At 58.8% G+C, this 11036-nt stretch carries 13 protein-coding genes; 4 read left to right on the forward strand and 9 right to left on the reverse strand.

Annotated elements, in window-relative coordinates; genetic code table 11:
• Window positions 1–100: 100 nt before the first annotated feature.
• Window positions 101–1345: an HhoA/HhoB/HtrA family serine endopeptidase gene (locus tag NW834_RS05775; RefSeq protein WP_011432228.1), complete on the reverse strand. Its 1245-nt coding sequence runs from the start codon at window positions 1343–1345 to the stop codon at window positions 101–103.
• 284 nt (window positions 1346–1629) lie between these two features.
• On the opposite strand from NW834_RS05775, the gene NW834_RS05780 reads away from it, so the two are divergent.
• Entirely contained in the window at window positions 1630–2337 is a 708-nt protein-coding gene (locus NW834_RS05780; RefSeq protein ID WP_414407806.1) for a hypothetical protein, read from the forward strand.
• A 25-nt stretch (window positions 2338–2362) separates the two neighbouring features.
• Here NW834_RS05780 and NW834_RS05785 read toward each other — a convergent pair whose 3' ends face one another.
• From NW834_RS05785 to NW834_RS05810, 6 genes are all read right to left on the reverse strand, one after another.
• Window positions 2363–3052, reverse strand: a complete 690-nt coding sequence (locus NW834_RS05785; protein ID WP_414344044.1) for a V4R domain-containing protein — start codon at window positions 3050–3052, stop codon at window positions 2363–2365.
• Window positions 3053–3170: 118 nt separating this feature from the next.
• Window positions 3171–3641 (reverse strand): phycobilisome protein, encoded by a 471-nt coding sequence (locus tag NW834_RS05790; protein WP_011432225.1) that lies wholly within the window; start codon window positions 3639–3641, stop codon window positions 3171–3173.
• A gap of 24 nt (window positions 3642–3665) precedes the next feature.
• A complete protein-coding gene (locus NW834_RS05795) occupies window positions 3666–4253 on the reverse strand; it encodes a hypothetical protein (protein WP_414412959.1) in 588 nt (195 codons plus the stop codon).
• A gap of 63 nt (window positions 4254–4316) precedes the next feature.
• On the reverse strand, window positions 4317–4592 hold the full coding sequence (locus tag NW834_RS05800; protein WP_414344051.1) for a hypothetical protein: 276 nt from the start codon (window positions 4590–4592) through the stop codon (window positions 4317–4319).
• Between the two features lie 47 nt (window positions 4593–4639).
• Window positions 4640–5320 (reverse strand): V4R domain-containing protein, encoded by a 681-nt coding sequence (locus tag NW834_RS05805; RefSeq protein WP_414344053.1) that lies wholly within the window; start codon window positions 5318–5320, stop codon window positions 4640–4642.
• 232 nt (window positions 5321–5552) lie between these two features.
• On the reverse strand, window positions 5553–6038 hold the full coding sequence (locus NW834_RS05810; RefSeq protein ID WP_414331883.1) for a 2Fe-2S iron-sulfur cluster-binding protein: 486 nt from the start codon (window positions 6036–6038) through the stop codon (window positions 5553–5555).
• Window positions 6039–6607: 569 nt separating this feature from the next.
• Between NW834_RS05810 and NW834_RS05815 the strand changes: the two genes are divergently transcribed.
• On the forward strand, window positions 6608–7135 hold the full coding sequence (locus tag NW834_RS05815) for a phycobilisome rod-core linker polypeptide (protein ID WP_414418642.1): 528 nt from the start codon (window positions 6608–6610) through the stop codon (window positions 7133–7135).
• Here the strand turns inward: NW834_RS05815 and NW834_RS05820 are convergent.
• Entirely contained in the window at window positions 7132–8142 is a 1011-nt protein-coding gene (locus tag NW834_RS05820; RefSeq protein WP_414351309.1) for an ABC transporter substrate-binding protein, read from the reverse strand. The two genes, NW834_RS05815 and NW834_RS05820, sit on opposite strands and share 4 nt — an antisense overlap.
• Window positions 8143–8317: 175 nt before the next feature.
• Between NW834_RS05820 and cobA the strand changes: the two genes are divergently transcribed.
• Together cobA and menB are read left to right on the forward strand one after the other, a co-directional pair.
• Complete coding sequence (gene cobA / locus NW834_RS05825; RefSeq protein WP_414351308.1) at window positions 8318–9820, forward strand: uroporphyrinogen-III C-methyltransferase; 1503 nt, start codon at window positions 8318–8320, stop codon at window positions 9818–9820.
• Between the two features lie 117 nt (window positions 9821–9937).
• Entirely contained in the window at window positions 9938–10762 is an 825-nt protein-coding gene (gene menB, locus NW834_RS05830) for a 1,4-dihydroxy-2-naphthoyl-CoA synthase (protein ID WP_414351307.1), read from the forward strand.
• Between the two features lie 14 nt (window positions 10763–10776).
• Here menB and NW834_RS05835 read toward each other — a convergent pair.
• A partial coding sequence (locus NW834_RS05835; RefSeq protein WP_414426254.1) for a hypothetical protein occupies window positions 10777–11036 on the reverse strand: 260 nt, incomplete at its 5' end.

Consider the following 11036-nt stretch of genomic DNA (forward strand, 5'->3'; position numbering starts at 1 on the left):
GCGATAGGACTCCGTCCCGCTGGCGCGATAGGACTCCGTCCCGCTGGCGCGATAGGACTCCGTCCCGCTGGCGCGATAGGACTCCGTCCCGCTGGCGCGATCAGCCTCCGCTGGGGGCCGGGAAAGAGCCTGTTACCGCGCGGATCTTCTGTCGCCGCCCGGCTCGCTCGATCTCCAGCTCCAGGGTGCTGCCCACCTCAGTGCGCTCCACCTCCTGTTGCACCTGATCGGCTGTGGTTACGGCACGACCATTGATGGAGAGAATGACATCCCCAGACCGCAGCCCTGCCCGTTCCGCTGGGGATCCCTGGATGACTTCGCCAATCAGTACACCCTGATCCACCGTTATCAAAATGCGGCTATTGGGATCCTGGTTGAGGCGCTCCTTCAGCTCTGGAGTCAGCGTGAGCATGCGGATGCCCAGGTAGGGGTGATCCACCTTGCCGCGAGTGATCAACTGATTGGCCACCCGCTGGGCCGTCTCAATGGGGATGGCGAAGCCCAACCCTTGCGCTCCCTGGATGATGGCGGTGTTCACCCCGATCACCTCCCCTTGAGCGTTGAGCAGCGGGCCGCCGGAGTTGCCGGGGTTAATGGCCGCATCCGTTTGGATAAAAGATACCCGCTTGTCAGGCACCCGAATCTCCCCGCTGGAACGGCCCAAAGCGCTGATGATCCCAGCCGTAACGGTGTTATCCAAACCCAGGGGGTTGCCGATGGCAATGGCCCACTGGCCCGGCTCCAGGGTTTCCGAGCGCCCCAGCTTCACGGTCGGCAGGTTCTGGGCGTTGATCTTCACCACGGCGATGTCCGTAACCGGATCCGAACCGATTACCTGCCCATCAAAGCTGCGGGTATCCTTGAGCGTCACCGTTACCTTGTCGGATCCCTCGACCACATGGGCATTGGTGATGATCTGGCCGTCTGGGCTGATGATGAACCCAGAGCCGGTTCCCTGCTGTCGCCGCTGCCGAGGGATGGAAGGGATCGCTTGGCCAAAGAAATCCCGGAAAAAGGGATCGCTGAAAAACTCCTCCGGAAAAGGGGCAGGGGCGCGCACCGTCCGCTCAGCATCGATGCGAACCACCGCCGGCCCCACCTTTTGCGCCACATCGGCGATGAAATTCAGGTTCAGTTGGGGCGGGGTTGCCGTCGTCTGGGCAGATACCCCCTTGCCCCCCACCAGAGCTGCTCCCAGCCCAATGCCCAGCAGCACCAGCAGCACTGACGAGAGAAGAGACTTCCAAGTGGAGATGGCAAAAGGCTGGAAAGAGGATTGAGCAGGTTGGGCGGAAGCTTCTGACCCGGGAGAGGGCTGGCCCGGCATGGATGTGCTGCGCTTCATAGCTACAAGAAGAGGGTTGGGATGCTGCAAGACTTCGGCCCCACGCAGGGGAAGAAACCTAGAGCCTAATCTAACATGGACAGCAGGGATCCCAGAGTGGGCAACCCTAGCGTTTTTCCGTACTTCTATCTGGAGCGAAGAGCAGCGGAATCTGCTCACCTGAGGTAGCCCATTTCCATTCAGTTGGCTTTGATCAAGATAGGTAAAAGATAGGTAAGGCCCGAAAGGCTCCCGGTTTTGTCCGGTTTGCAGCTAGCGTAGGAATGATGAATGGGGGTAAGACCATGACCAACCCAGCCAGCCGCCTGTTGGCTCCTCTGCTTGGCGGATTGCTCTCAGCGCAGATGGCCGCCCCAGTTTTGGCCCAAATGGGGCCCTTGCCACCACCGCCTGCCGGTGAGGGATGGCGTCCTGTGAATCCTCGCCCCCTTCCCCCTGGCCCTCAACCCCTGCAACCTGGCCAGCCCTTTCAACTGCAAACCACGTTGCTATTGCGCTCTGGGGATCTGATCCAGGCGGTGCATCGCTCCCCAGAAACCCTCTTGATTGCCCCTGGGGAAACCCGTGCCGTCAGCCTCAGCCTGGATACTCCTCTGCGGGACATCTACGGCAACACGGTCGTCCCGGCGGGGGCCGTTTTGGAAGGCCAATTTCAGCCGGTGAGCGGCGGCACCCAGTTTGTCTCGCGGGCTTTGATTTTCAACGGCCAATCCTACCCCCTCTACGCTCAGAGCCAGGTTATCCCGCTGCGCAAGGATCCCCGCCACACTTCCGGGGAAGCGATTGTGCAAGATGCCTTGATTGGGGCAGCTGCGGGGGCCATCTTGGGAGGCTTGTTCGGCGACCGGGTGATCTCGACGGAGAAAGTGCTGGGCGGAGCGGCGGCAGGGGCTGTCATCGGCAATGTAACGGCGCCGGAAGTGGCGGTGATCGACGCCAATGCCAACTTGACTCTGACGGTCACCCAAGATTTTCAGCCCTACCTGCCCTAGCGAGCCCCTGAAAACAGCTCTGGCCCTAGGGACTGGCGGTGAGCCGATCCAGAATCTCCTCGTGGGAGAGGCCTTTGCGCACCCACTCCTCGCAGTGGTGCAGCCGCTGGGCCGTACCGATGAGGAAGCGGTTGAGGTCGGCCCCTAGGGATTCGCAGGTGGTCTGCACGCAGATGAGATCCCGCCCCGAAAGCAATGAGAAGAGGCTGGCCAGCATTCCCGCCTCTAGGTATCCGGCAGGCTCTTGCCGTGTAGAAGCTTCCTCCAGGTTGAAGCTGGCGCGAGCGGCCAGGGCAAACCCGGAATGGCGGATCCCGGCTTGAACCAAGCCGTGGTCAGCAGCGGAAAAGTCCAGCTCCAGGCGTCCCCAACCGTGGGTGGCCCAGAGGTCGCTGAGGGCATCCAGGAAGATCCCCATCGGCAATTCCTGCAGCGGCTGCTGGTAGTAGCCGGAAAGCTCGTCTTCAACACGGCGGAAAAATGCCTCTCCCCAATCGCGGCCACAGTTGTAGAGAATGACGCGGGTGGCTTGGCCAGTTTCATAGCGCAGGCCGGAGTAGAGAGCCTCCAGCAGGGGCATGGGAAAGGCCGCCAAGCGGTATCCTCCGCGGCTGTAGAGCAGTCCGGTGTGGATGTCAGGGCGGATGTAGTAGGCAGGGCTAAAGCAGTGCCCAGGCAAGATCTGGTCTTGCAGAATCTCTTGCAGGGTAGTCATGGCTATCTCACAGGGGGATGGACGGATTTGAGGGCGGCTGGAACTTGGCCTTTTGGAGTGAAGGGATGAATGTCCGGTGGATTGGCAAAACTAGGGAATCCATTGAGGGCGAATGGACCTAGTTAACCAGCATGGATTTGGCCAAAAGCAGATAAGGACGGATCATCTCGCTCTCTTCTGCCCCAAAGATGTAGGTCAGGGAGTCGAGCATTAACTTGTAGGCAGGCTGGCATTGGTCGCGCATCTTGAACGATTTCAGGATCGTCTCCAGCCAGTAGAGCAATTTATCCCTCAGGTAGTCTTCGTCGTTGAGCAGCATGGCCATGCAGCAGTAGCGCCACACCATGCTCAGATCCCGGCGGCAGCGCTCCCAGGCCAGGTGACCATGCTGGCGGATTAAATTCGGCATCATCGGCTGAAACTTCTCCATCACCCGATCCAGCAGCTCTTGTTCTTTGGCCTGCAGAACCTGGTAAAGGCGGACCCGCTTCGGGATCCCTTCCACGTAGGCGTGTAGAGTTTTCAACTCATCTGGGCGCAGATAGCGGCCCTCACTTTGGTGCATCAGCTCGGCAACCCTTGAATTCATGAACAGATCCTCCGTTAGTTGGCTTCACACAAACATTTCCGCCAAGGTGAGAGCCCGCTCCGGCGGAACTGTGGGTAGGTCAACCTCCATCTCAGAAGAAGAAGGGGAAGGAGATTGGGCCTGAGAAGTTGCGCAGACAGTCTGCAGCTCTTGCCAGTAGGGGGCAAGCAACCCCTGCTGATCCGCCGGCAGGGATCCCTGAACCACTGCCCGTAGCTGAGCGAGCGCTTGCGGCAACCCTAGGTACTGTTCCATCGCACCAAGAGTTACCTGCTGCACAGGGGTGGGATCCCCCAGCAACAGACTCAGGCCCAGGGAGCGCAAACAAAAGGCCAATTGACGAGCCAAGAGGCGCTGAGCCGGGGTTAGAGAAGGTTCTGCCCCCTCTCTGGCGGGATTGCTGCTGGGCAACGCTGTCGCGACGGGGGTTGGCCCCTGCTGTTGCAAAACCTTTTGGATCCAGGTCAGCTCCTGCTGTTGTAAGACCTGGTAGAGCTCCAGCCGTTCTTGAAAAGAGAGAGAGTAGCGAATCAGGTCTTGCAGATCGTCGGGTGTTAGGTAACCCCCTTCTCGATCGGCAATGCGCTCCGGCCAAGAGTGAAGGTCATCCATGGGTGAAGTCTCCTTAGAGCACGGATCGAGAGAGCACAACTGAGAGCCCTGAACAAACCAGAGCTAGAGCAAAGCTCCGCCAAACAAGGCGGCAAAATCCTCAAGAGTAAAGGGATCCTCCGCTGGCAATTCCGGCACCGGCTCCACCCATGGGCGGATGCCCGACCAATTGAAGCCGGCAAAAAACTGGCCCACCGACTGGGCAAAGAGCACGGGGGACTGCGGCGGCAGTTCTTGAGCGGAGGAAGCCTTGGCTAGGGGTCGATTATCCCAGTTCAACCCCTGCAAGAAGAGCATCAGGGGCTGGGTTAGATCTCGAGCAGGATCTAGGGTGAGCATGTCAGCTTCTCCAAAGCGCTGAGGAACGACAGAACCACAAGCAAGCCTTACATTTGCTGTAAACGCTGCTCGATCTCGCGGGCGCTGGCCCCTTCGGTGATCCAAAAATTGGCGGCATCAATGCGTTCTTGCCCGCCCAACAGGAACTTGCAGTAGGTTTCCCCCATGGCGTAGCACTGGATCTCGATGCAGGCCAGCTCGCGGGAAGTCATAGCGGTGAAAAACCCGGCAAATAGCCCGGCATAGAGATGACAAACCGGCTTGCCCACATCCCCAAGGGTGCGAGCCACCATCGAGTCAAACAAGTTGATAAACAGGAAGCCTTTTTGTTTGGATTCGGTTTCCACCTCCCACTTGCCCCAGCCCTGAGCCGTAAAAGGCCACCACCAAGTCTCCAGCAAAAACAAAAGGTTGGACTGTTTTACGCCAATCCCATACTCCCGCTCGTACCACTCGGAGAAGTGCTTGGCATCGCGGATGCCCCAATCTCTGCCAATGGTGTACATCACCGCCGCCGAAGCATCCCCCACCTCCCGTTCCAAGCCTGTTTGCAGGCCCACAATAAAGTCTTCGCTCAACAGCAGATTTTGGGTGTTGTTCCAATCGATAATCGTGCCCTGATCTCGGTTGAAGCGAAAGAAATCGCGGTAACTGTAGTGAGCATGCTTGTCGCGGCCCACAGGCAGGGTGACTGCAGGACGGGGATCCGGTCGAGATGTGGTGGCCATGGCGCTCTCCTGATAAAAAATGGATAATTCTAGATTGCAAAGCAACAGGATTTGGTGGGATTTGTAGGGATCAACTGGGCCAGACAATGCCAATGAGTCAACAAAATGAATGGCTAAGCATTCGATAAACTTGGTCAGCTATCTGAGGGATCCAACATTGTTCAATCCTTGGTTGATTGTCTATAAGACAATGCCCGCTGAGCCCAAGGGATCCCTGAATATCGACAATCCATCAAACTTCCCGAGTTTGGGCCAGCGTATTGCCAATGATGCGGAAGTCCTCATTTTCTAGCTGCTTAACAGTAGAGCGAGTGATGATCTTGCCCTGCTCCACCAAAACCTTCCCCGTCCGTGGGTGCAGCAGGTCTTGTTCGGCCCGCCGACCGATGAGCACTTCGATATCCCTCAGCGAGTTCACGTACATCCCCGGCGGCAGCTCCACCACCACGCCATCGGAAACCACCCGCGCCTGACAGGCCAGCCGGGAATTGCTGCGGGCGCTGGTAATGGTCTCCAGAGTCTTGGCCTCGCGGGGGGTGATGGGAGTGAGGCTTTCCATTCCCTCTTTGACGTAAACATGACAGGTGGCGCAGAGGCCGCGACCGTTACATTCCCGCGAAACCTGCAGCTCCTCCGACAAAATGGCCGACAGCAGATTGCTGTAGGTATCGACCTCCGAGACACGAGATAAAGGCTCTAGCCGGATTTGTTTAACCATAGATGGGATCCACATTAAGGGCAGACAAAAAACCCCGGCGGGCAGGATCTACTGCATAAGCAACGCAAACAAATTACAACAATTAACTCCCTTCCCTGCAGTCCTTCTGCAGGTCTACGGCAACACCTGATTTCCCAGTCGATTAAAGTTAAACGTAGGTCACCTCAGATGATGAGTCCCGCACAAGTAACTCTGGGGAAGGCTATATTCTTTACTTTATTTTGGATTTGGATGAGGTCATCTTGGATGAAAATGTCATAATCCTTAACTACGGGTAAACACGGAATCTTTTTATCTCCCAGAAAGCCACAAAGTGAAATCACGTAAATTGGAGAAAATGACAATCCTTTCGTAAATATTTATCGCAGATCTCCCCCGGTCGTTCTGTCGGCAAGGTAAATCTTAAGTAGAACCTTCACGGTCTTTTATTGGCAATTTTGTTACAGAAGGATGTGCTGAAGTTTGCCGTAAAAGCGTATTGAGCCATTCGCTACTCTCTTGGCCATTTCTTTAAAGTAGCCCCTCGTTTTGTCTGTTTTTGTCAGTTCTGTCGATTGGGAGCTATTGCCATGGAACCACGCCAGCGGGATCCGCAAACGTTGCAAAACCTGTTGCGGGCCGCCTATCAGCAGCTTTTGGAACGCCAGCCCTACCAGCACGAGAAAGCGGGAGAACTGGAGAAAATCGAGCAGGACTTCTTGCGGGGGCGGATCGGGATTAAGCGCTTGGTTCGCCAGATTGGGGGATCCCGGCTCTACCGGCAACTCTTTTTCAGTGCCGGCTGCAACACCCGCTGTGTAGAGCAGGGCTTCAAGCACTTTTTGGGACGGGCCCCGGCCAGCAAGGAGGAGGTGGCCGCCTACCACGACATTTTGGTGCACCAGGGCTTGCAGGCCATGGTCAATGCCTTTATCGACTCGGAGGAGTACCGCCACCAGTTCGGCAACGACCATCTGCCCCACCCCCGCCAACGGCTGAGCGGCCACCCACCTTTGGCCTACTTGCTGACAAACCAAATGCACCGGCGCCATGAGCTGGGGATGCAGGGATCCCCGCTTTTGCACAGTTTGGCGGCGATGGAAGTGGGGATCCCTTAGGCAGTGGGGCCGGGGAGGAAGTCGAGGGTATAGGCTTGGCGAACCTCCAGACCCGCTGCGCCGATCCCCAGGGCCACCATCTCCTGAAAGTAGGTTTGCCAGCGCTGGTGGGTCATGGCGCCGATCCCCAGCGTGGCGGCATCTCCACTGGTGAGAAGGCCGTAGTCTTTTAGGGCTTGGTGGGCGTAGGCCAGGAGGGCCTCGCTCATGTTGGGGTTGTCTTGGCGGATGAGGCGATTGCCGGGGCGGGGATCCTCTAGGTAGCTCTGCCAGCCCTGGATGGAGGCAGCTACAAATTTTCGCACCTGCTCCGGGTGCTGTTCGGCAAAGGGGCGGGTGGTCTCCAGGGTGGTGGCGTAGGGGGAATAGCCGTAGTCGGCCAGCAGAAAAACGACGGGATCAAAGCCCCCCTCCTGGCGCACGCGGAAGGGCTCGGAGGTCACATAGCCCTGCTGGGCAGAAGACTTGTCCAGCAAGAAGGGCGTGAGGCTGAGGTTGTAGGGGCGCTTCTGCTCGTCGGTAAAGCCAAATTTGGCCCGCAAAAAAGGCCAGTAGGTGAGGTTGGCCCCCGGTGACACCCAGATGGGCTTGCCCCGCAGGTCTTCCAGGCACTCGATGCCCACCCCTGGATGGGCCAAGAGACACTGGGGATCCTTCTGGAAAAAGGCGGCCACGGTGAGAACAGGGATCCCAGCTTGCAGAGCCGCCAGAGCGTCGGGGCTGCCGCCGAGCACAAAATCTGCCGCTCCCCCGGCTAGCAGTTGCAGCACGTTAACCGCCGTTCCCCCCATGCGGATTTCCACCTGCAGACCGTAGTCGGCGTAGATGCCGGTGGCCAGGGCTTGGTAAAAGCCGCCGTGTTCGGCCTGGGCGTACCAGTTGGTGACCAGTCGCAAGGGCCGGGATCTGGCCGAAGAGGGGCGGGAGCCCGCTCCTACTGCTAGCAGAGCAGCTCCACTGGCCAAAAAACGCCGCCGCGGCCAAGGCTCTGGAGTTACACCGGACATAGGCAGGGATCCTCAGGCGGCCACGCTTTCAGTATCTCGCAAGTAGACCAGTTTTTCCTCAGGCTGGCCACCCCTTGGAAGAGGAGCTGTTGGGAGGCGTCTTCGATTTATATTTGCAAAGCAAGCGGGATCCCCTTCTTACAAGGGGCAAGATCGACATTCCAAGGGGTAGGGCATGGGCAAGGTGTATCTAGTGGGGGCAGGGCTGGGCGGGCGGGCGGGCCTGACGCAGGGAGCACTGGAGATCCTACGGCAGGCTGAGGCTATCTGGATCGACGAGCTGGTGGATGAGCGCTTGTTGGCAGAGTTGCCGCCGCAGGCGCAGGTGTGGCGACGCTCTGGGCCAGGAAGCCTCCAGGAGGGCATCCACTGGATCATCCAGCGCTGCCGAGAAGGCAAACAGGTGGTTCACCTCAAGTCAGGGGATCCCTTGATCTTTGGCCGCGCTCGCGAGGAGATCCAAGCCCTTAGGGAGGCGGGCTGTCCCTTTGAGATTTGGCCGGGGTTGTCGTCGGCCCTGGCTGGCCCCCTCTGGGCAGGGATCCCGTTAACGGATAAACACTTGAGCCGCGCTTTTGCCGTTCTCACCGCCCACGAGCTGGAAGCTCTGCCCTGGGGCGCTTTGGCCCAGTTGGATACTTTGGTGATTTTGATGGGATCCCGGCAGCGACAGCACATTGGCGCACGGCTGGTGGAGTCTGGGATCCCGGCAGACCGACCGGTGGCCTTGATCTGGGGGGCGGGGCAAGCAGAGCAGCAGGTGTGGGTGGGCACCTTGGCCGAGCTGCAGCAGGGGGAGAGTCAGGCAAAGTTGCCGGGCCTACTGGTGGTTGGGGAGGTGGTGCGGCTGCGGCAGGACTTTTTGCCGGGGATCCCTCCTTTGCCTCCGCCGGCTCCTTTGGCAGGCAAGACGGTGCTGGTTACCCGTTCTGAGGGGCAATCGCCAGCTTTTCGGGAGCTGCTACAGGCCCAGGGGGCGCGGGTGCTGGAGATGCCGACCCTGGTGATCCAGCCGCCCACGAGCTGGGATCCCTTGGATACAGCCATTGCCAACCTGGAACAATTCGACTGGCTGCTGCTGACCTCTGCCAATGGAGTGCAGGCTTTCTTTGAGCGGCTGCAGCGGCAGGGGCGAGATAGCCGAGCACTCCACTCCCTGCAAGTGGCGGTGGTGGGATCCAAAACCGCTTCCGTGCTGGCCCAGTACGGCATTCGCCCGGATCTGATGCCCTCCGAGTTTGTGGCCGAAGCCCTGCTACCCATTTGGCCGCAGCCAGTGCAGGGGCAGCGCATCCTCTTTCCCCGCGTTGAGTCAGGAGGGCGGGAGGAGCTGGTACAGGGGTTGCGGCAGCGAGGAGCAGAGGTGGTGGAGGTGGCCGCCTATCAGTCCGCCTGTCCAGCAGCAGCGGATCCCCAGGTCCTGGAAGCTCTTAAAGCCCACCAGGTGGACATCCTCACCTTTGCCAGCTCCAAGACGGTGCAGCATTTTGCCCACTTGATCCGGCAGTCAGGGCTGGGCCCTGAGATCTGGGATCCACCCGTGCAGATTGCCGCCATTGGCCCCAAGACGGCCGCAACCTGCAAGGCTGCATTTGGTCGAGTGGACATCGCAGCCCAGGAGTATACTTTGGAAGGATTGGTGGAAGCCCTCATCCAAGCGACCAACCGTTCTACCTAGCCTTTTCAGGCCGTTCGCGGTAGCGGTGCAGAGTACCCAGGTGCTCCTCATAGTGAGCCCCCATCAGCCAAACGGAACTCTCCTGGCCCGGCATCCCAATAGATACACCCAGACACCATGTGGCAGACGGCCAAGCTCTACGAAGACATTCTTTACGAAAAAACGGATGGCATTGCCAAGATCACCATCAACCGTCCCCACAAGCGCAACGCCTTCCGCCCCAAGACCATTGCCGAGCTGATTGATGCGTTTGCCGATGTGCGAGAGGATCCCCGTATCGGGGTGGTGTTGTTGACCGGGGCAGGGCCCCACAGCGACGGCAAGTATGCCTTTTGTGCCGGCGGGGATCAAAGCGTACGGGGCGAGGCCGGTTACCTGGATGAGGCCGGGATCCCTCGTCTCAATGTGCTGGATCTGCAGCGCATCATCCGCTCTTTGCCCAAGGTGGTGATTGCCCTAGTGGCAGGCTACGCCATTGGGGGTGGCCATGTTTTGCATCTCATCTGCGACCTGACCATTGCCGCCGATAATGCCATCTTTGGGCAAACCGGCCCTAGGGTGGGCAGCTTCGATGGGGGCTTTGGGGCCGCCTACCTGGCGCGAGTGGTGGGGCAAAAAAAAGCCCGCGAGATTTGGTTCCTCTGCCGCCAATACACCGCAGCCCAAGCCCTAGAGATGGGTCTGGTCAATGCCGTGGTGCCAGTGGAAGAGCTAGAAGCTGAAGGGATCCGCTGGGCGCAAGAAATTCTCCAGCACAGCCCCTTAGCCATCCGCTGCCTCAAAGCCGCCTTCAACGCCGACTGCGATGGGCAGGTGGGGCTGCAGGAGCTGGCCGGAGATGCGACGTTGCTGTTCTACATGACCGAAGAAGCTGCTGAGGGCAAACGCGCCTTTTTGGAAAAGCGCCCACCTAACTTTCGCCAGTTTCCCTGGTTGCCATAGTTTGTTTGTTTTCATTAATTCCACTTCCCCGAAGGGAAGCGACCTGTAGGGCTGGGCTTTACCTCAAACTCAAGCAGCAGCACCACCTGACGGAAATACCGCTGTCGATATTCCGCCAGGAAATATGCAGCCCGAGGTCTGTCAAAATCAGCGGGTAGCTCCAGCGCTGCTATATCCAACGGTTGCCCCACCAGAGCGTACCCCAGAGATGCAAAGAGACCAGCCACCTCAGCAACCGATCGGATCCCTCGAATGTCTTCCACATCCAGTTGAG

This window comes from Synechococcus sp. R60.1 (genome assembly GCF_047461835.1).
GTDB lineage: Bacteria > Cyanobacteriota > Cyanobacteriia > Thermostichales > Thermostichaceae > Thermostichus.